Below are 20,094 nucleotides of genomic sequence, written 5' to 3'. Positions count from 1 at the left end.
CACAACTCGCGCCGTCCACCTCCACGGCTCCCACATAGAGTCGGCCGCATGACACGCCGCGTTCTGGTGGTCGAGGACGACTTGACCATCGCCGACTCAGTGGCCGCACGGCTGCGGGCCGAGGGGTTCGAGGTGGACTTGGCGCACGACGGCCCGTCGGCCGTCACGCGTGCCCGGGACGTCCGGCCCGATCTGGTGGTGCTGGACGTGATGCTGCCCGGGTTCGACGGGCTGGAGGTGTGCCGGCGGATCCAGGCCGAGCGGGCCGTGCCGGTGCTCATGCTGACCGCGCGGGGTGACGAGACCGACCTGCTGGTGGGGCTCGCGGTCGGCGCGGACGACTACCTGACCAAGCCGTTCTCGATCCGCGAGCTGGCTGCGCGCGTGCACGCGTTGTTGCGGCGGGTGGAGCGGGCGGCGTCGGCGGCGGCGTCGCGGATCACCCTGGCCGACCTGGAGATCGACTTGGCCGAGCGGCGGGTCATGCGCGGGGGCGCGGAGGCGCACTTGACGCCGACCGAGTTCGAGCTGCTGGTGCACCTCGCCGAACGGCCGCGTGCCGTGCAGTCGCGGGAGCGGCTGTTGAGCGAGGTGTGGGGGTGGGCCGACGGGACCGGGACGCGGACCGTCGACAGCCACATCAAGGCGTTGCGGCGGAAGTTGGGCACGGACCTGATCCGGACCGTGCACGGGATCGGCTACGCGTTGGAGGTGCCCCGGTGAGCTTGCGGTCGGCGTTCCAGACGACGCTCGAACTGCTGCCGCGCCCGCTGGACCCGGTGCGGTCGATCAAGGTCAAGCTCGGGATCCTGCTGCTGTCGGCGATGTCGGCCGGGTTCGCGTTCTTCCGGTGGCGGATCGGGTGGCTCGCGCCGGGGACCACGTTCGGCGCGATGGCGATCGTGCTGGTGACGTCGCAGATCCTCGCGCACGGGATGACCAGGCCGTTGCGGGAGATGACGGCGGCGGTGCGGGCGATGCGGGCCGGCGACTACAGCAGCCGGGTGCGTGCCACGGCGCGGGACGAGGTCGGCGAGCTGGCCAGTGCGTTCAACCAGATGGCGGCGGACCTCGGTGCCGCGGACCAGCAGCGGCGCGAGCTGATCGCGAACGTCTCGCACGAGTTGCGCACGCCGATCACGGCGCTGCAGAACGTGCTGGAGAACGTGGTCGACGGGGTCGCGCAGCCGGACGCGGCGACCATGCGGACGGCGTTGGCGCAGACCGAACGCCTGGGCCGGCTGGTGACGGAACTGCTCGACCTGTCCCGGATCGACGCCGGCGCGCACCGGTTGGACAAGGCGGAGTTCGCCCTGGCGCCGTTGTTGGAGGAAGTGGTCGCGGAAGCCTCGGTGGCCGCTCGAGGGGTGCGGTTCACCGTGGACGTCTCACCGCTCGACGCCACGATCTACGCCGACGAGGCGCGGTTGGCGCAGGTGGTCGCGAATTTGTTGGACAACGCGGCACGGCACGGTCCGGCCGGTGGCGAGGTGAGGATCTCGGCGTCGGTGGGTGCGGAGTTGGTGCTGGAGGTCGCGGACGACGGGCCCGGCATCGCGCCGCAGGACCGGGAACGGGTCTTCGAACGCTTCACGCGGGGTGAGCGGGCGGGAGGTGGGGGCACCGGGCTGGGGCTCAACATCGCGCGCTGGGTGGTCGACCTGCACGGCGGCACCATCGCCGTGGTCGACGGCCCGGGCTGCCGGATCCGCGCCACCCTGCCGGCCTCCTGTCCCACACCGGTCACCTGATCCCCTGGGCCGTCCTGGGGTTCGACCGAACTCCGCCGGACGGCCATGGATCGCCCCGTCCCTGGGTTGACCGCCCTCGGCTTGGCCCTCGTGGGTTTTCCGGCCCTGGGTCTGGTCGTCCTCGGTCTGACCGGGCCGAAAGCATTGCCCTGCAAGGGTCGCCGCCCAGGGGAACCCTGAATTCAATTCAACCACACACCACCGACAATTCCGGGCCGGTGAGCCCGTCCACCGACGATTCCGGGCCCGTGAGTCCGGAGCACCGTCACCCGAAGAACACCAGAACCCACCCGCCACTCGGCGGGCGATGGCGCACGCCCTGGAGGCAACACCCGATGACCCCTAACCGCGTCCTGCTCACCGGCGCCGCCGCCGGCATCGGAGCGGCCGTCCTGATCCCCCTCGGCCAACCCGGCCTCGGCTGGCCCCTCACCGCGATCCTCGTCTTCGCCCTGCTGCGCAAGGTCAGGCCCGCCTGGGCGGTGCTCTCCGTCGCGCTGTTCACCGTCGGTGCGTTCATCGCGGCCGAGTGGATGTTCACGCTCTGCGCCATCACGGGCTGCGCGGCCGGCTCGCTCGCGGTCGTCGGGGGGCGGACCGCGCGTGGCGTCGTGTTCGGCGCGGGTGCCGTGCCGCTGGCGGCGGTCAAAGCCGTGCCCTGGGTGGCACGCGGCGTCAAGGAGAACGGCGCGCCGCCGCTGGCCCGGCCGATCCTCGTCACCGCCGGTCTGCTGCTGGTGTTCGTCCCGCTGCTGGCGGGCGCCGACGCCGCGTTCGCCGACCTGCTCGGCTCGGTCACCCCGGACGAACCGTACGGCGAACCGGTCGTGCTGTTCCTGGCCGTCGGCCTGGGCACGGTCGGCGCGGCCTACCTGCTGGTCGCACCACCCCGGCTGGACGGCACGAGCGTCCTGCCCCGGACGGTCACCCGACGTGACTGGGTGCTGCCGGTTGGCGCGTTGGTGGTGCTCTTCGCCACCTTCGTAACCGTGCAGATCAACACGCTGTTCGCGGGCGACGCGCATGTCATCACCACCCCCGACCTGACCTACGCCGACCACGCCCGCAGCGGCTTCTGGCAACTGCTCGCCGTCACCTTGCTGACCCTCGGCGTCATCGCGGTCGTGGCACGGCTCGCCCGCCTCGACTCACCGGACGACCGGCGCTGGCTGCGCGGCCTGCTGGGCGCGCTGAGCGTGCTCACCCTGGTGATCGTCGCCTCCGCCCTCACCCGCATGTGGCTCTACCAGCAGGCCTACGGCTTCACCGTGCTGCGGGTCCTGGTCACCGCCTGCGAACTGTGGCTCGGCCTGGTCTACCTGCTGGTCCTGGCGGCGGGCGTGCGGCTGGAAGGCGCGTGGCTGGCCCGCGCCGTCGTCGGCACCGGCTTCGCCGCGCTGGTCGGACTGGCCGCGCTCAACCCGGAGCGGTTCATCGCCGAGCGCAACATCGACCGCTACCACGCCAGCGGAAAGATCGATTTCAGCTACCTGTCCAGGCTCTCCGCGGACGCCGTGCCCGCCCTGGCCACCCTCCCGGAGGACGTGCGCGCCTGCGCCCTGCGGTCCCGCGTCGAGGACGACGATTGGCGTTCCTGGAACCTCGGCCGCCAGCAGGCCAGGGACACGCTCGCCCAGGTCAAGCGGGGCGACTGTGCGCGGTCACGTGGTCGGTGACCAGGCGGGCCACCGTGCCGGCGTGCGTGATCTGCGCCCAGTGCCCGGCGTCGATCACGTGCCGCCGCACGTCCGACGCCCACCGCTCCACGTCCTCGGTGATACCGGCCGTGACGTACCTGTCCCGCGACGGCAGCACCAGTTGCACCGGCACGTCGGTCCGCCGCACGCGCGGCGAGCGCAGCCGTGGCACGAAGTTCGCCCGGTACAGCGCGATGCCCTGCACGCCGTCACGCACGACGGTCGGCGACACGTGCGGCGAGACGCCCTCCAGCCGGTGCGCGATCGACTGCCACCGGGGGCCGATCACGTGCCGCCACAGCAGGGGCGCGACGAACGGCAGGTGGAACGCCACGATGTACCACGAGTGCAGCAGTTGCTTGAGGTGCCGGGTGGTCGGCCGGCGGCGCATCCAGTGCCCGACGTGGTCCAGGCACGGGCCGGAGATCGAGGTGTACGAGGCGATCGGCGCGTCGGGCGTGGTGACTGCCTCCCAGGCTTGGATCGAGCCCCAGTCGTGCGCGACGACGTGCACCGGCGCGTCCGGGCTGACCGCCGCGATCACCGCGAACAGGTCGCGGGCCAGCACCGGCAGCCGGTAGGCGGCCAGGCCGCGCGGCGCGGACGACGCACCGGCGCCGCGCACGTCGTACGTGACCACGTGGAACTCTTCGGCCAGCAACGGCACGACGTCGTCCCACACGCGGTGCGTGTCCGGGTAGCCGTGCACCAGGACGACGGTCGGCGCGGACCGGTCGCCGTGTTCGTGGACGGCCAGCCGCACGCCCTCGGACTCCACGTACACCGTTGCCTGCCTCCAGGTTTGGTAAAAGCTACGCCACCGTAGCAATATGGGTCGGTGAGCACAACGCGTCGCAAGTACGCACCGCGCCTGCCGCCGGCGCAGCGGCGCGACCAGCTGCTGGACGGGGCGCTCGGCCTCATCGCCGAAGGCGGGTTCGACGCGTTGACCATGGAGGCCGTGGCCCGGCGGTCCGGCGTGACCAAGCCGGTGGTCTACGAGCTGTACGCGAACCGGGCCGAGGTGATCGCCGCGCTGCTGACCCGCGAGGCCGAACGCGCCACCGCGCAGGTGCTGGGCGCGATGCCGACCACCGACTTCGGCGACCGTTCACCGGAGGACGTCTACACGGACACCGTGCGCGCGTTCATCAACGCCGTCGTCGCGTCACCGGACCGCTGGCGGCTCGTGCTGCTGCCGCCCGAGGGCACGCCTGCCGAGTTCCGGCAACAGGTCGCGCTGGTGCGGGCGCAGGTGTTGGAGCACGTCAGCGGGTTGGCCGAGCTGGGGCTGAAGGCGTTGGGCGACACCGGGCTGGACGCCGAGCTGCTCGGCCACACCGTGCTCGCGCTGGCCGAGATGGCGGGACGACTGGTGATCACCGATCCGGAGCGGTTCACGCCGGACAGGCTGGTCGCGTTCGTCGGCCAGGTGGCGCACCAGCTGCCCGCACGCAAGGCTGGAAAAGAGTGAAAAACGTCCTCGCCGGACGGGCAGATCAGCAGGATGACCTCCCGCTCGTTCCGCCTCGGTCTCGTTTCGTCGGGGACGTCCTGTTGCGTCGTGGTCCCGGACTCCGTGTCACCCCACCGACCTCCCTCCGGGCTACCGCACGTGTCAAGGGCGGCGCGCGGTCCCAGTGAAGTGACAGTCGAAGTTGGACGCGCCGCCCTTGACACGTGCGGTAGGGCAAAGCCAGGTCGGCGGGATGACACGAAGCCCTCCTATGAGGGAGAAGGGCGCCGCCAGTGGCACGTGCAGGGGGTCGCCGACGAGCGCGGGGTCGAGCGGGCCCGGGGCGTGTGCGGCGGCGTTGCTCTCGCTTTTCATTGGGAGGGGTTCGTGTCATCCCGCCGACCTGGCGTAGCCCTACCGCACGTGTCAAGGGGGCCTCGTGCCAGCGTTGCCTCATACTCCAACTTCGGGGCCCCCTTGACGCGTGTGGTAGCCCGGAGGGAGGTCGGTGGGATGACACGTACCCCGGGACCACCAACCCAACCGGAGTTCCCGACGGAACAAGAGGAAGCCGGAACCGGGGGATGTCATCCTGCTGATCTGCCCGTCCGGCGAGGACATGTTCTTCAAACACGGCGAGGACATGCTTTTCAAGCACACGGAGGAGTGAAGGGCGCTGCTCGTGGGTACGAACCCTGGATCGTCCCCATCATGAGCTAGCAAGTAGGAGGTGCCCGTCCGTGCTCGCAGCCGTGGTCACGTTCACCGGCTCGCTGCTGGTCGCCCTGCTCGTCGTCACGCTCGTCCACCGGCTGGTCCGCCGCATCGGCCGCCGCTCGGACCTGTTCGCCGGCCTCGCGCGGCACGCGCACAAGCCCGCGGTGGCGGTGGCCGTGCTGGTCGCGGTGCAGTTCTCGCTGGGTGTGGCGGCACGGGGCGACTGGCGGCCGGTCGCCCTGCACGTCACCGGGATAGCGCTGATCCTGGCCGGTGCCTGGCTGCTCGCCTCGCTGCTGGTGGTGATCGAGGACGCGACGCTGGCCCGCATCCGGGTCGACGTGTCCGACAACCGGCACGCCCGCCGCGTGCACACCCAGATCACGCTGGTCCGCCGGGTCACCGTGGTCGTGGTGAGCGTGCTGGCGGCGGCCGCCGTGCTGATGACGTTCCCCGCCGCGCGGGCGGCCGGCACGAGCATCCTGGCCTCCGCCGGTGTGATCGGCGCCATCGCCGCGCTGGCCGCGCAGTCGTTGCTGGGCAACGTGTTCGCTGGTGTGCAGATCGCGTTCAGCGACGCGTTGCGGCTGGACGACGTGGTGGTCGTCGAGGACCAGTGGGGCCGCGTCGAGGACATCACCCTCACCTACGTGGTCGTGCACCTGTGGGACGACCGGCGGCTGATCCTGCCCACCGCCTACTTCCTCAAGACGCCGTTCGAGAACTGGACGCGGACCCAGTCGGCGCTGCTCGGCACGGTGGAGCTGGACCTGGACTGGACCGTGCCGGTCGAGGACCTGCGGCACGAGTTGCGCAACGCGCTGGAGACGAGCGACCTGTGGGACGGCCGGGTCTGCGTGCTGCAGGTGACCGGCGCGGTCGGGTCGTTCGTGCGGGTCCGCGCGCTGGTGAGCGCGTCGGACGCCGGGCGCCTGTGGGACCTGCGGTGCGTGGCGCGCGAGCACCTGGTCGGCTGGCTGCGGTCCCGTCACCCCGGCGCGCTGCCGCAGCTGCGGGTGCGCGAGTTGCCCCGTGCCAACGGTGCCGCGCCGGCGCCCGCGGCCAACGGGTCGTCGGACAACCGGGTGTTCGGCGAGAGCGCGGACGGCGAGGAGCGGGTGCAGGCGTTCAGCGGCCCGGACCAGCCGGTGCAACCGCGCTGACCTCTCATTCCGTCCTGGTGGCAGGATCGGCCGCAGGAGGGCACATGCGAAGACTCGTGGTGACGACCGCGTTGGCGGGGCTGGTGCTGACAGGCTGCGCGGCCCAGCCGCAGACCGGGACGTGGTCGACCGGCACGCCGATCTCGCCCACCGCCCCGGTCACCGTCTCGTCGGTGTCCGTGCCGCCCGCCAAGCTGAGCCCGAAGGGGGTGGAAGTGCTGGAACAGGCCAAGCGCGACGGCGCGCGGACCATCGGGCTGACCATCTCGACCGAGCGGGGCAAGGCCGACGAGGTGGCTGCCTCCCTGCGACGACTGGGCGCCACCGTGGAGGCCACCGACGCCGCCATCGGCTACGTGCGCGTCACCGCCCCGGTCGAAGCGGTCGCGAAGGTGACTGCGGTCGACGGCATCAGCCGGGTCGACGTGGACGAGCCGCTGAGCAACATCGACCCCACACCCTGACCACCGGGCTGGTCCAGGCGTCACGGGCGTCACGGGCCAGCCGACGGGACCGACGGATCGGCGGAAAAGGCTCAGGGCCACCCCCGCGCGTGGCGGGAATGGCCCTGAGGTCTTTTCGCGGGTGGCGTCAGGCCACGTTCCGCAGGATCACCGCGCCGCGGCCGACGATGGCGCCGCCCGAGGTCTGCACGGTCAGCTCACCGCGCAGCACCCGGCCGGCACCGGCCTGGCCGGCGGCGGTCACCGTGGCGGGGACCGTCCACGTCGCACCGGCGGTGCGGTCGGCGTCGGTGTCGGTCACCGCGACCGTGCCGAGGCCGGCGGCGGCGAACAGGTCGATGTAGTCGTACTCCGTGGTGCCCGCGGGCACCTCGTAGCCGTCGACCTGCACCCGCCACGCACCCGCGGCCGGGTTGTTGATCGTCACGGACTCCTCCGAGTCGCCGTCCGCCGCCTGACCGGCCAGCACGCAGGTGCCGGTGGTGCAGTTGTAGACGAACAGGTCGAGGTCGGCCGACACGTCACTGGTCTTGCCGATCGTCGCGCGCAGCGACGTCGAACCCGGCGCCACGGTCAGGTCGTAGTTCTGCACCGCCGCGTCGGCGATGGTCGGGCGGTCGATCCGGGCGCTGGCCAGGGAACCGCCGACGAGCCTGCCGTTGAACGCGGCCAGCGAGTTGGTCACCGCGTACTCGCGGCTGATCGGCGTGCCGATCACGGCCGACTCGATGGTGTCCGGGTTCGGGCTGATCGCGGTGCCGAGCACGGACGCGGTCACCGAGTACGGCGCGGCGTCGGCGTCGGAGGTGCGCCGGGCCTCGACCACGATCTCCCACGTGCCCGGCAGCGGGTTGGTGACCGTGCGGCTGGTCGGCGTGCCACCGGAACAGCCGGCGCCCGCGTCGGGGTTGTAGCAGTTGACCGACGAGGTGGAGTCGAAGGGCACGCCGTACGGGTCGTAGCGCAGGAACCGGACCTGGCCCTTGCCCGCCTCCGTGCCGCCCGCCGCCATGTCGACCTTCAGCGCGCTCGTGCCGGCGGGCACGTTCACGAAGAAGCTCTTCGACTGGTTGCGCTCGATCGTGCCGGTCTTGGTGACCGCGTAGTTGCCCGCCGCGGTGAACTGGTCCGCCGCGAACACCGTGTTCAGCGTGAACACGTCGATGCCGCGGGTGAGCACGTTGTCCAGCCGCAGCACGGCCGAGTGCGCGCCCGCCGCGGTCGGCTTGACCTTGACGTCGAACTTCACCGGCGTGTTCAGCGGCAGCACCACCGAGGACCGCGACGAGAACGTGCCGTCGTTGCCCTGCCAGTTCACCCTGAACGTCTGGTTGCGGTTCGGGCCCGTGGTGCGGGTCAGGGTGTACGTGCGGGTGTACTCCTTGCCCACGACGACGCCCTCGCGGTCGTGGATGCCGACGCCCGTGTTCGGGGTGGCCAGCAGGCCCGACAGCGCGGTGTTCACGGTCACCGAGGTGCTGACCGCCTGCGTCTGCGGGTGCGCGTTGAGCTGCGTCCACGCGCGCTTGGTGTCGAACAGGCCCGCGCCCTGCTCGTACGCCTGGAGGGTGGAGACCCACTTGGCGCCGGACTGGATCGCGGTGCGCAGCGCCTGGACCGGTGGGCGCTCGCCGTTGTGCTCGGCCTTGTACGCGCTGATCAGCAGCGCGGCGGCACCGGTCGCCTGCGGGGCGGCCATCGACGTGCCGTTGAACATGGCGTAGCCGGCGGGCAGGTCGTAGGTGCCCGCCACCGGGCCCGGGGTCTGCCACTGCGGCACGGTCGAGATCGCCGAGCCGGGCGCGACGATGTTCGGCTTGAAGCCGCCGTCCTCGCGCGGACCGCGCGACGAGAAGCCGTGCAGGCCCTCGCGCTGCCTGGTCACCGAGCCGTAGTTGGACAGCCAGGTGTCCGCGGTGATGTACGAGCCGACGCTCATCGCGTCCGTGGACACCGACGGGTCGCCGACGGTGTTCGCGCCACCGCCGCTGTTGCCCGCGGAGATGAACACCTGCACGTTGTACTCGGCGATGGTGCGGTTGTAGAGCTCCGCACGCGCGTTGTTGCCGTCGTTGAGGGCGGGCAGGCCGCCGATGGAGATGTTGACGACGTCCGCGCCGTTGCGCGCCGCGTACAGCAGACCGTCGATCAGGCCGCTGTTGGTGCACGACGGGGTCGTGAGGCAGACCTTGACGGCCATCAGCTTCGCGCCGGGCGCCGCGCCGGCCATCCTGCCGCCGAACATCTTGTTCGCCGACGTGATGCCCGCGACGTGGGTGCCGTGCGCGGCGGAGATGCCCAGGTTGACCCAGGCGGTGCCGGTCGCGTCGTAGTTCGACTTGTCGGTCTGCACCACGAACGCGATGGTGTCCAGCACCGGCGTGGCCGGGTTGTCCGTGCCGAAGTGGCCGACGTCCTTCTTGTACTTGTAGTCGATCATCGCGGCCTGGTCGGTGAAGTCACCGTCGCCGTCGGTGTCGACCCGGACTTCCTTGGTCGTGATGTCCTGCAGCACGCCGAAGGTGTCCACGCGGTCGCCGTCGCGGTTGATGTCGCCGCCGACCTCGCTGTTGGCCGCGGCCAGGTCGCCCGCGGTCTCGCGGAACAGGCCGAAGCTGAACGGGCCACCGGCGGCGGGGGCGGTGTAGGTCTTGCCGCCCGAGGTGAACGCGCCGTTGTAGCGGCCGGAGACCTGCAGCCACGTGCCGTCACCGGAGTTGGTGGCGTTGGCGTTGTACCAGTCGACGATCTTGCGCTCACCGGTCGTGGTGGTCGCCAGCGCCGGGTGGTCCAGGTCGATGCCGGAGTCCATGATGGCGATCGTCGTGCCGCGACCGTCCCACTTGGGGTTGTGGTCGGTGAAGTGCGCCGCCTTGGTGTCCTGCGTCGGCAGGTAGGGGTTCTTCTTGGGCGTCGCCTTGCCCGGCGCCTGCTGCGGCAGCGGCGTCGTGGCGCCCTCGGGACGCGGGTTGTCCAGGACGACCAGGCCGTCGACGTCCACCGCGTTCACGGACGCGAGCTTGGCGGCCTTCTCGGCCTTGTCCCGCGGCACCGAGACCTTGAGGTAGTCGACGTCACGCTCGGTGGACTCGACCACGCCACCGAGCGCCTTGAGGTCGTTGGCGGCGGAGTCCAGCTTGCCCTCTTCGGCGGCGACGAGGAGCGTGACGTTCGCCTGACCGGCCTTCTCGGCCTCGGCGATCCGCTCCCGGTCCTGCTTGTCGAGCTGCTTGTCGGCGGGCGCGGGCGCGGATGGCGCCTCTTGCGCGACGGCCGACCCGGCGGCGAAGCCGAACCCAGTGGTGCCCAGCACGGCGGCCAGCAAGGCCGCACTGGTGCGGTGTCTCCACCGGCTTCCTGAGTTGATCACGGCGCAAACCCTTCGTGGGGAAAGATTGGCGCAAGCACATCTCTCCGACACTCGGGTAACAATCGGACGAACAGTCCAATAGGAAGGTCCACATTGGACTGAACGGGCTATTGCGCAAACACGCGAGAAGTGCCGCACAAGACCGGAACGGGTGCGACCACTCCAGTCAAGAGCCGACCGGCCGGAATGTCAAACACTGTCAACGGTGAACCATCCGGAAGCGTGGGGAATCCGTAACAAATCGCACATCAACGCGATGGCGAGCACACTGGTCCCATCGTGGACGCCGCACCGATCGACCGGATAGCCGACGAGCTGTACGCCCTGCCGCCGGCGGAGTTCGTCGCGGCCCGCGACGCCCACGCCCGGGTGGCCGCCGACCGCGGCGACAAGGCGTTGGCCAAGCAGATCTCGGCGCTGCGCAAGCCGACCTCCTCGGCGTGGGCGCTGAACCTGCTGGCCCGCGAGGGCGCGTCCGACCTGACCGAGGCGCTCGCTCTGGGTGACGAACTGCGTGCCGCGCAGGAGGAGTTGCGCGGCGGTGCGCTGCGGCAGCTGAGCGCACGGCGGCGGGCCGTGCTGAGCGCGCTCGTGCGACGGGTAGAGGTGCTGGCGAGCCACGCCGGCCAGCCGCTCGGGCCGGACGCCGTGCAGCAGGTGCGCACCACGTTGACCGCGGCACTGGCCGACGCCGTGCTCGGTGCCCGCATCCGGGCCGGGCGGCTGGTCAAGCCGGTCGAGCAGTCCGGTTTCGGCCCGTTGAGCGAGACCGCGACCCCGGTGCGCGACGACCTGGCACCGCGCCGGGAGCAGCGGCGGGAACGGCGGCTGGCCCAGGCCCGGGACGACATCAGCACCGCGCAGGCGGACGTGCGGAAGGCGGACGCGGCCGTCACGGAGGCCGAGCAGGCCCTGGTCGAACGCGAGGAGCACACCGCCGCGCTGCAGGCCGAACTGCGGCGGGCGCAGCAGGCCGAGCGCGAGGCGGCGACCAGGCTGGCGAAGGCCAAGCGCCGCGCCGAGACCGCGCGGGACAAGCTCGCGGGCGCCGAGGCCAAGATGACCGAACTGCGCGGCGACGCCTGATCCCGTGACCCGCGGCACACCATCGCGACCACGGACCGTGACTCCCGACACCCTGTCGTCACGGAGGGAACACGCGCCGGACACCACCCGTTCTACTGCTGGTCGGCACGTGGACGCCGCACCGGACGTCAGGCCCGCGAGGCACCTCCCCCCAAGGCCACGCGCGGCACCTCTCCCCGAGACGTTGCAGGTGCGCCCACGCACGCCCGACCGCCGTCGGCCGAACGGTTCCCCCCACCGCGCGGCCGGCGGCCTTTTACTGCACCGTCGCCGCAGCTCAGACCATGTACTGGTCGTGCCGGGCGTAGAACTCGGCCCACTCCGACGCGGTCAACTGCCGGCCCGAATCCACGATCTCCGCCAGTTCCCGGAAGAACTTCTCCCGCGGCGGGGCGGGAGCGAACAGGATCAACATCGACGCGGGTTCGTCGGAGTCGTTCTGGAAAGCGTGGACACCGCCCTGCGGGACGTACAGGAAATCACCGGGCGTGCCCGTTACCCAATTGTCACCATTGTAGAGCCGGACTGATCCGGAGATCACGTAGAACGACTCCGAGAACGTGCGGTGGAAGTGCGGCTTGGCACCGCCCGCCCGCGGTTCCATCCGCCAGTCGAACAGCCCGTACTGCCCGCGCGTGACGTCACCGGTGGCGACCAGTCGGTTCTGCACCAGCGGCCGGTCGATGGTCTCCACCCCCGCCACCGGTCGCCACACCGCGCTGATCTCGCCGACGTCCCCCGTGTACGACACGGTCAACCACCCCTTAAAGTGAATTTTGTTCAACTATCGTCCCGCGCCGCGGTTCGATCTAGACTCGCCCGATGGCAGATGCGGATGTCATCGTCGTCGGCGCGGGCCTCGCGGGCCTGGTCGCCACCGCCGAACTGGTCGACGCCGGGCGCAAGGTCATCCTCCTCGACCAGGAGCCGGAGGCCTCGTTCGGAGGTCAGGCGTTCTGGTCGTTCGGCGGGTTGTTCCTGGTCGACAGCCCGGAGCAGCGGCGGTTGAAGGTCAAGGACTCCGCGGAGCTGGCCCTGCAGGACTGGCTGGGCTCGGCCGCGTTCGACCGGGACGCCGACCACTGGCCGCGTCAGTGGGCCGAGGCGTACGTGGACTTCGCGGCGGGCGAGAAGCGGCCGTGGCTGCACGCGATGGGCGTGCGCTGGTTCCCGCTCGTGCAGTGGGCCGAGCGCGGCGGGTACTTGGCGAACGGGCACGGCAACTCCGTGCCGCGCTTCCACGTGACGTGGGGCACCGGGCCGGGCATCGTCGCGCCGTTCGAGCGGCGGGTGCGCGAGGGCGTGGCGCGCGGGCTCGTGCAGCTGAAGTTCCGGCACCGCGTGACCGGGCTGACCACGAGCGGCGGCGCGGTGGACGGCGTGCGCGGCGAGGTGCTGGAGGTCAGCACGGCCGGTCGGGGCGAGCCCAGCTCGCGGACCGCGTCCGGCGACTTCGAGCTGCGCGCCCAGGCCGTGATCGTGACGTCCGGCGGTATCGGGGCGAACCACGAGATGGTGCGCCGCAACTGGCCGTCCCGCCTGGGCACGCCGCCCGAGCACATGCTGTCGGGTGTGCCGGACCACGTGGACGGGTTGATGCTCAAGGTCGTGCAGGACACCGGCGGCGAGATCATCAACGAGGACCGGATGTGGCACTACCCCGAGGGCATCGCCAACTACGCCCCGGTCTGGAGCAGGCACGGCATCCGCATCCTGCCCGGGCCGTCGTCGTTGTGGCTGGACGCGACCGGCTCACGGCTGCCGATCCCGCTGTTCCCGGGGTTCGACGCGTTGGGCGCGTTGGAGCACATCGTGAAGACCGGGCACGGCTACTCGTGGTTCGTGCTCAACTCGAAGATCATCGGCAAGGAGTTCGCGCTGTCCGGGTCGGAGCAGAACCCCGACCTGACCGGCAAGGACGTGCGGGCGGTGCTGAAGCGGGCGATGCCGGGTGCGGTGGCGCCGGTGGAGGAGTTCGCGAAGCGGTCCGAGGAGTTCATCTTCGGCCGCACGCCCGAGGAGCTCGCGGCCGGGATGAACAAGCTGGTCGGCACGTCGTTGATCGACCCGGCGGCGCTGCGGCGGACCATCGTGGAGCGCGACCGGCAGGTGATCTCCGGCCTCGGCAAGGACATGCAGGTCAACGCCATGCGCGAGGCCAGGAAGTTCATCACCGACAAGCTGATCCGCGTGGTCGAGCCGCACCCGTTGCTGGACCCGAAGGCCGGTCCGATGATCGCCGTCCGGCTCTCCGTGCTCACCCGCAAGACGTTGGGCGGCCTGCACACCGACCTGTCGGCCCGGGTGCTCAAGCACGACGGCACCCCGCTGGACGGCGTCTACGCGGCCGGTGAGGCGTCGGGCTTCGGCGGGGGCGGCGTCCACGGCTACCGGGCCCTGGAGGGCACGTTCCTGGGCGGCTGCCTGTTCTCGGGCCGCGTCGCCGGCCGTGCCGCGGCCCAGGCCACCGCCTGACCCGAACGTTGAACTCGGGGTACCTGAACGTAGGACACTCGCGGCCTGAACGTAGGACACACGCGTGTGTCCTACGTTCGGAACGCGTGTGTCCTACGTTCAGGACCGGTGAGTTGAACGCTCAGGCGGTGGCCGGGAGGTCCAGCTTGCGGGACAGGTCGTCGGCGTCGGCCAGGCTCAGGTCGCGGTACAGGTGCAGGGCGGCCAGCCAGTGCGGTCGGGCGGCGGCGGGGCCCTCGGACTGCTCCAGGACGTCGCCGATCGCGCGGTGGCACAGCGCCTCCTGGTAGCGGTCGCCCAGGCGGGCCGCCAGTGCCAAGCCCGCGCGGTAGGACTCCAGGGCCTCGTCGGCACGGCCCAGCTGCTGCGACGCCGTGCCCAGGGTGTGCAGGGTGGCCGTGTGCGCCTTGGACGGCGCCGACGGGAACAGGCCCAGTGCCTCCGTCGCGTGCCGCAACGCCTCCTCGGGCTGGTGCTTGCGCAGCAGCACGTTCGCCAGGTTGTTCTGGATGCTCGCCTGCGACCGGTTGTCCCCGACCTCCCGCGCCACCTCCAGCGCCTCCAGGATCGTCTCCTGCGCCCGGTCCAGCTGGTCGTCGGCCATCAGGCAGTACCCGAGGTTCGCCAGCGCCGCCAGCTCCAGGTGCCGGTCACCGTCGGCCAGCGCCGCCGCCCGCGTGCACGCCTCGATCGCCTCGTCGATCCGGCCCAGGTCGGCCAACGTCGAACCCAGCCGCAGCAGGAACGTCGCCTCCGCGTGCCGGTCGCCGAGCGACCGCGTCGCCGCCAGCCCGATCCGGCACAGCGCCAGCCGGTCCAGCCGGTTGCCGCGCCGGAAGTGGAACGCGTCCAGGCACAGCGCCAGCTGCCACGTCCGCTCCCGCTGCCCGCCGTTGACCGCGCTGTCCAGCGCCAGCCCGAGGTTCGCCTCCTCCAACGTGAACCAGTCCAGCGCCGCCGCGTGCGACGGCAGCTCCGGGAACGACGCGGGCCGGTGCTCGATCGGCCCGAACGGCCGCACGTGGTCGGACAGGTGCGCCCGCGCCCGGTCGGCCACGTGCAGGTAGTAGTCCAGCAGCCGACCGGTCGCCACCTGGTTGTCCACATCGGACTCGGTGGCCGCCAGGTGGTGGGTGAACAGCCGCACCAGGTCGTGCCGCGAGTACCGGTCCGGCGTCGACTCGTGCAGCAGGTTCGCGTACGCCAGGGTCCGCAGGTGCGTGCGCGCGCTGACCACGTTGATGTCCAGCAACGCCGCCGCCGCGTAGCTGTCCAGGTCCGTGCCGGGGTGCAGGCCCAGCCGCCGGAACAGCCGCGCCGCGCCCTCCGGCAGCTCGCGGTAGCTCACCGCCAGCGCCGCGTGCACACCGCGCCCCGCCTCCGGCAACGACAACGCCGACAGCCGCCCCTGCTCGTCGCGCAGCTCGTCCACCAGCGACTGGATGGTCCACCGCGGCCGTGACGCCAGCCGCGCGCCCGCGATCCGCAACGCCAGCGGCAGCCGGTCGCACAGCTCCACCAGCTCCGCAACCGCGTCCGGTTCCTGCTCGATCCGCTGGCGCCCCAGCAGCGCCGTCAGCAGGTCCTCGGCGCTCGACTCCGGCAACGTCGGCACGTGCAGCGACGACGCGCCCTCCGTCACCACCAGGTCGTCCAGCCGGTGCCGGCTGGTCACCAGCACCAGGCACCGCGCCGAGCCGGGCAGCAGCGGCCGGACCTGCTCGGCCGACCGCGCGTTGTCCAGGAACACCAGCACCCGCCGCCCGGCCAGCAGCGACCGGTACTGCGCGGCCTGGTCCTCCAGGTCCACCGCGATCTGCGAGTCGGTCAGCCCCAACGCCCGCAGGAACCCCACCAGCGCCGTGCGCGGGTCCAGCGGCTCGGTCTCGTCGAACCCGCGCAGGTTCACGAACAGCTGCCCGTCCGGGAAGTCACCCGCCACGCCGTGCGCCCACCGCAGTGCCAGCGCCGTCTTGCCCACCCCAGCCGGGCCGACCAGCAGGCCGATCGCCGAGTCCTGCCCGATGAGCGTCGCGCCGAGGTCCGACAGCTCCTCCTCGCGCCCGACGAACCCGCGGTGCTCGCGTGGCAACTGGGCCGGTGACCGGTCGGAGGCGCGCTCCACCGGCGTCGTCGGCGCCGTGTCACCCGCCAGCACGGTCTGGTAGGCCTCGCGCAGCTCCGGCCCGGGATCGACACCCAGCTCGTCGACCAGCCGCTCCCGGGTCCGGTGGAACAACGCCAGCGCCTCGGCCTGCCGCCCGCTCCAGTGCAGCGCCAGCACCAGCCGCGACACCAGCGCCTCGCGCAACGGGTAGGCGTCCACCGCGTCACGCAGCCCGGCCACCGCCTCGGCCGCCCGGTCCAGCCGCGACAGCCGGGTCGCCAACTCCTGCACGGCGACCAGCCGCAGCTCCTCCAGCCGCGCCGACACCGCCTCTCGCAACTGGTCGCCCGGCACGTCGGCCAGCACCGGGCCGCGCCACAGCGCCAACGCCTCGCGCAGCAGCCGCACCGCGTCCTCGTCCGCCGCCTCGCGGGCGCTCACCAGCAGGTCCTCGAACCGGAGCACGTCGACGGCCGCGCGTTCACCGGTCAGCACGTAACCGGGCGCACGGGTGACGAGCGCGACACCACCGGTGAGGACCTTGCGCAGCTGGGCGATGTGTCCCTGAAGGGCGGCTTTGGCTTGCGGCGGCGGTGATCCGTCCCACACCAGCTCCAACAACCGGTCACCGGACACCACGCGGTTCAGCTCGAGCGCGAGCGCCGCCAGCACCGTCCGCCGCTTGGCAGCGCCCAGCCGAACGGCTTCCCCACCTGCGGAAACCAGCTCGACGGGGCCAAGCAGGTTCACCCGCATCCGCCAGCCCTTTCGGCATTGTCACCGTGTAGTCGAAGAGTTTCCCACAGTCGTCACCGCACTCCGGCGGACCACGTTGGGCGCGCGTTGGCCGGGCGTTGGAGGACCCGTGGACGTTGGGTTGCGTCCAGCAGGCTGCCTTCCGCGAGGGATACCGATGTACATCGCCGAAACCGGGGGTGAAGTGGCCCCGCCCCAGGAGGTCCCGACCGTCAACGGCCAGGTCGTGGCGCTCCAGGAGACCGTGAACTCCGGCCGGGTGTCGCTCGATCCCGCCACCGGCGAGGAACTGCGCAAGATGCTCTTGGAGCAGATGGACCAGGTCGACTCGTGGCTGGAGCGCGCCGGCCGGCTGGCCCGTCCCGCGCCGATCGGCCGCAACCCCGTCGGCGACCGGCTGGCGCAGAAGTTCGAGACCCGGGCGGACGGCGACCCGCGGTCGTTCGTGGCCGTGATGACGGCCTACCGCGAGGTGCTCCAGCAGACGCACGACTCGGTGGAGAACGCGATCCGCAACTTCACCCAGGTCGACGACGACAGCAGCGTCGAGCTGCGCAAGCTGAGCGGGAACTGAGGGGCTGGCGACGATGGCGACGGAGCGCGTGGAGCAGGACCTGCTCGTCGGGCAGGCGAGGCGGTCGCGGGACGAGGACGAGCCGGACCTGGTGCTGACCGAGACCCAGAACTGGGCGTCCCGGTCGCACCGCGAGCTGTACGAGGCGGTGCACAACAACAACGACCCCGGTCAGACGGGCGAGCTCGGCGCGGAGTGGGGCCAGTTCGGCGCCGAGCTGACCGAGGCCGCGCGGCTGATCAACGAGCGGGTCGCGGTCAGCGAGTCCGGCTGGACGGGCGACGCGGCGGACGCGGCGCGGCTCGCGATCAAGGGCCTGGCGGACTGGGTCACGCACACCGCCGAGACCGCGGTCGAGGTCGGCAAGCGGGTGCAGGACGAGAGCCAGATCATGGAGAACGCCCGGGCCAGCATGCCCGAGCCGGTCGAGTTCAACTGGGACCAGGCCACCGGCGTGTTCACCGCGGGCGGCATCCAGGGCCTGGCCAGCTCCGCCGCCGACGTGCAGGCGGCGAACGACCACGCGCGGGCGCTGCACGAGCACGCCGTGACGGTCATGACCACGATGGAGCGCGAGTCGCAGGCGGTCGACCAGACCACGCCGCGGTTCAGCGCGCCGTTCAACCCGGTCACCGGCCGCACCGAAGAGCCGGCCATGTTGATGCGCGCCATGGTGTCGACCACGTTGGCCGACGCGGCCGTGGAGGGCGTGAGCAGCGGCGCCGGCGGTTCGACGGCGACTTCGAGCGCCACGGCCACCCAGCCGGCCCAGCAGATGCAGGCTTTGCGGCCGATGGAGCCTGCGCAGGCGTACCGGCCTGAGGGCACGACGGCCGCCGCTGCGGCGGCCCAGGTGCCGGTGGCGAACCCCTACACGCCGCCGTCCGGCGGCGGCTACACCCCACCGTCCAGTAGCGGCTACACCCCGCCGTCCAGTGTCGGTTACACCACTCCGTCCGGCGGCGGTTACACCCCGCCGTCCAGCGTCGGCTACACCCCGCCGTCGAGCGTCGGTTACACCCCGCCGTCCGGTGGCGGCTACAACCAGCCCGGCGGCAGCGGTTACGTGCCGCCGTACCAGCCGGCGAACCCGAACGTGACGCCCCGCCAGGGTGGCGGCACGCTGCCGCCCGGCGTGAAGCCGCCGAACTACGTCCCGGCCGGCAGCCCCGGCACGCCTCCGGTCCAGGGCGTGCCCGGCGGTGGTGGCGGCGGCGGTGGCGCGGGCCGGATCCCGGGCATGCCACCGGGCGGCTTCGGCGGTGGCGGTGCCGGCGGCTTCGGCGGTGGCGCGGGCGGCTTCGGTCCGACCGGGTCCGGTGGCGCCGGTGGTGGTGGCGCCGGCGCGATGGCCGCGGGTGGTTCGACGGGCGCGATCGGCGGCCAGCCGGCTCGCGGGCCGATGCCGGTCGGCGGTTTCGGCCCCGGTGGCGCGGCGGCGGGTGCCCCCATGGCGGGTGGCGCGCCGATGGGTGGCGCACCGGCCGGTGGCCAGCAGGGCGAGGACAAGGAGCACCGGGCCGCGGCGTACATCCGCGGTGAGGACATCTTCGAGGTGCCGGGCGAGAACCTGCCCCCGTCGGTGATCGGCGGCGCGAAGTCGAAGAAGAAGGGCGACCAGTCGTGATCGAGCCCGACTTCGTGCTCACGCCGCGCGAGCTGGACGTGCTGTGGGACCACCTCGACCTCGGCCGGCTGCCCTACCCGCTGGACGTGCCGAGCCTGGGCGACACCGAGGAGGAGCGCAAGCGGTTGCGGGAGGAGGTGCTCGCCGCGTACAGCGAGCCCGACCCCCGGCTGGTCGCGCTGCTCCGGCTGCTCGGCGACCACGAGGTGGCCGTGGACGCGGTCGCGCACGTGGACCGGGCGGTGCGGGCGGTGGCCGTGTCCAACGGTGACCGGGCCGCGTTGGCGGTGGTCGACAGCGGTTCGATCGGCGTGCTGGAGATCCGGCCGACGGCGTTGGCCAGGTCGATCGTGGAGGTGCTGCCGGACGGTGCGGCGGGGCCGGGCAGCGCGTTGTCGCTGCGGCTGGAGACGCTGAACGCCGCCGTGGCGCTGCAGGACGAGCAGCAGGACGACGAGGACGACGACCCGTGGGGCGGTGGCGGCGAGCTGGACGAGCGGGAGGCGTTGCAGAAGGCGGGCCTCTCGCGCGAGGACGCGACCGTGGTCAGCGAGCTGGCCGCGAGCCGGGTCGCCGGCGGTCAGTTCGGGGTCACCGTGGGCGGCGGCTACCGCCGTGACCGGGCCGGCGCGCTGATCACCTGGTTCGACACCAACCAGGGCCGGTACCTGATGGTGCACGAGGACGGCTGGCTGAGCCTCGCGCCGACCGACAACGACCGCATCGCCACCCGCATCGCCTCGGTCCTCGCCTCCGTCTCCTAGAGGCCCCTGAACGTAGGACACACGCGTTCTGAACGTACGACTCTCGCGTGTGTCCTACGTTCAGAACGCGTGTGTCCTACGTTCGGA

Annotated in this window: 15 protein-coding genes; 11 read left to right on the top strand and 4 right to left on the bottom strand. The window is 71.8% G+C overall.

Annotated features, from left to right (window positions below; translation table 11 throughout):
• Window positions 1-48: 48 nt before the first annotated feature.
• The 3 genes from A6A25_RS17930 (at window position 49) to A6A25_RS17920 (ending at window position 3,427) form a co-directional block, all read left to right on the top strand.
• On the top strand, window positions 49-723 hold the full coding sequence (locus tag A6A25_RS17930) for a response regulator transcription factor (protein ID WP_073891518.1): 675 nt from the start codon (window positions 49-51) through the stop codon (window positions 721-723).
• Complete coding sequence (locus tag A6A25_RS17925) at window positions 720-1,751, top strand: HAMP domain-containing sensor histidine kinase (RefSeq protein WP_073891516.1); 1,032 nt, start codon at window positions 720-722, stop codon at window positions 1,749-1,751. Before A6A25_RS17930 ends, A6A25_RS17925 begins: the two co-directional genes overlap by 4 nt.
• Before the next feature lie 335 nt (window positions 1,752-2,086).
• Window positions 2,087-3,427 (top strand): DUF4153 domain-containing protein, encoded by a 1,341-nt coding sequence (locus A6A25_RS17920; protein ID WP_083668432.1) that lies wholly within the window; start codon window positions 2,087-2,089, stop codon window positions 3,425-3,427.
• Here the strand turns inward: A6A25_RS17920 and A6A25_RS17915 are convergent.
• On the bottom strand, window positions 3,390-4,232 hold the full coding sequence (locus tag A6A25_RS17915; RefSeq protein WP_073891512.1) for an alpha/beta fold hydrolase: 843 nt from the start codon (window positions 4,230-4,232) through the stop codon (window positions 3,390-3,392). The two genes, A6A25_RS17920 and A6A25_RS17915, sit on opposite strands and share 38 nt — an antisense overlap.
• Before the next feature lie 54 nt (window positions 4,233-4,286).
• Here A6A25_RS17915 and A6A25_RS17910 point away from each other — a divergent pair, with 54 nt between their 5' ends.
• From A6A25_RS17910 to A6A25_RS17900, 3 genes are all read left to right on the top strand, one after another.
• Entirely contained in the window at window positions 4,287-4,922 is a 636-nt protein-coding gene (locus A6A25_RS17910; protein ID WP_073891510.1) for a TetR/AcrR family transcriptional regulator, read from the top strand.
• A gap of 722 nt (window positions 4,923-5,644) precedes the next feature.
• Window positions 5,645-6,784, top strand: a complete 1,140-nt coding sequence (locus A6A25_RS17905) for a mechanosensitive ion channel family protein (protein ID WP_073891508.1) — start codon at window positions 5,645-5,647, stop codon at window positions 6,782-6,784.
• 44 nt (window positions 6,785-6,828) lie between these two features.
• Window positions 6,829-7,248, top strand: coding sequence for a hypothetical protein (locus tag A6A25_RS17900; RefSeq protein ID WP_143193233.1), 420 nt, complete (start codon window positions 6,829-6,831; stop codon window positions 7,246-7,248).
• Window positions 7,249-7,375: 127 nt separating this feature from the next.
• Here A6A25_RS17900 and A6A25_RS17895 read toward each other — a convergent pair whose 3' ends face one another.
• On the bottom strand, window positions 7,376-10,618 hold the full coding sequence (locus A6A25_RS17895; protein ID WP_073891504.1) for a S8 family serine peptidase: 3,243 nt from the start codon (window positions 10,616-10,618) through the stop codon (window positions 7,376-7,378).
• Window positions 10,619-10,897: 279 nt separating this feature from the next.
• Between A6A25_RS17895 and A6A25_RS44070 the strand changes: the two genes are divergently transcribed.
• Window positions 10,898-11,704 carry a hypothetical protein gene (locus A6A25_RS44070; RefSeq protein ID WP_073891502.1) on the top strand — a complete coding sequence of 269 codons (807 nt, stop codon included), beginning with the start codon at window positions 10,898-10,900 and terminating at the stop codon, window positions 11,702-11,704.
• Window positions 11,705-11,981: 277 nt separating this feature from the next.
• On the opposite strand, the gene A6A25_RS17885 is transcribed toward A6A25_RS44070, so the two are convergent.
• Window positions 11,982-12,455: a cupin domain-containing protein gene (locus A6A25_RS17885; RefSeq protein WP_073891562.1), complete on the bottom strand. Its 474-nt coding sequence runs from the start codon at window positions 12,453-12,455 to the stop codon at window positions 11,982-11,984.
• Between the two features lie 71 nt (window positions 12,456-12,526).
• Here A6A25_RS17885 and A6A25_RS17880 point away from each other — a divergent pair, with 71 nt between their 5' ends.
• Window positions 12,527-14,179, top strand: a complete 1,653-nt coding sequence (locus tag A6A25_RS17880; protein ID WP_073891500.1) for an FAD-binding dehydrogenase — start codon at window positions 12,527-12,529, stop codon at window positions 14,177-14,179.
• A gap of 121 nt (window positions 14,180-14,300) precedes the next feature.
• Here the strand turns inward: A6A25_RS17880 and A6A25_RS17875 are convergent, their stop codons facing one another.
• Complete coding sequence (locus tag A6A25_RS17875) at window positions 14,301-17,042, bottom strand: AfsR/SARP family transcriptional regulator (RefSeq protein WP_073891498.1); 2,742 nt, start codon at window positions 17,040-17,042, stop codon at window positions 14,301-14,303.
• A 157-nt stretch (window positions 17,043-17,199) separates the two neighbouring features.
• Between A6A25_RS17875 and A6A25_RS17870 the strand changes: the two genes are divergently transcribed.
• Genes A6A25_RS17870 through A6A25_RS17860 form a run of 3 tightly spaced genes read left to right on the top strand, consistent with a single transcriptional unit; the run spans window position 17,200 to window position 20,007 of the window.
• Complete coding sequence (locus A6A25_RS17870) at window positions 17,200-17,616, top strand: hypothetical protein (RefSeq protein WP_073891496.1); 417 nt, start codon at window positions 17,200-17,202, stop codon at window positions 17,614-17,616.
• 13 nt (window positions 17,617-17,629) lie between these two features.
• Window positions 17,630-19,243: a PPE domain-containing protein gene (locus A6A25_RS46350; RefSeq protein ID WP_073891494.1), complete on the top strand. Its 1,614-nt coding sequence runs from the start codon at window positions 17,630-17,632 to the stop codon at window positions 19,241-19,243.
• Window positions 19,240-20,007 (top strand): ESX secretion-associated protein EspG, encoded by a 768-nt coding sequence (locus tag A6A25_RS17860; RefSeq protein ID WP_073891492.1) that lies wholly within the window; start codon window positions 19,240-19,242, stop codon window positions 20,005-20,007. Before A6A25_RS46350 ends, A6A25_RS17860 begins: the two co-directional genes overlap by 4 nt.
• Window positions 20,008-20,094 lie beyond the last annotated feature (87 nt).

The sequence above is a fragment of the Saccharothrix sp. CB00851 genome, from assembly GCF_001905065.1.
Lineage (GTDB): Bacteria > Actinomycetota > Actinomycetes > Mycobacteriales > Pseudonocardiaceae > Actinosynnema.
This window is presented reverse-complemented; position numbering and strand designations above follow the sequence as displayed.

Coding starts and splice junctions, on each gene's coding strand:
- A6A25_RS17930 (WP_073891518.1), top strand. CDS start 49: ATGACACGCCGCGTTCTGGTGGTCGAGGACGACTTGACCATCGCCGAC.
- A6A25_RS17920 (WP_083668432.1), top strand. CDS start 2,087: ATGACCCCTAACCGCGTCCTGCTCACCGGCGCCGCCGCCGGCATCGGA.
- A6A25_RS17900 (WP_143193233.1), top strand. CDS start 6,829: ATGCGAAGACTCGTGGTGACGACCGCGTTGGCGGGGCTGGTGCTGACA.
- A6A25_RS17880 (WP_073891500.1), top strand. CDS start 12,527: ATGGCAGATGCGGATGTCATCGTCGTCGGCGCGGGCCTCGCGGGCCTG.
- A6A25_RS17875 (WP_073891498.1), bottom strand. CDS start 17,042: ATGCGGGTGAACCTGCTTGGCCCCGTCGAGCTGGTTTCCGCAGGTGGG.
- A6A25_RS17870 (WP_073891496.1), top strand. CDS start 17,200: ATGTACATCGCCGAAACCGGGGGTGAAGTGGCCCCGCCCCAGGAGGTC.
- A6A25_RS46350 (WP_073891494.1), top strand. CDS start 17,630: ATGGCGACGGAGCGCGTGGAGCAGGACCTGCTCGTCGGGCAGGCGAGG.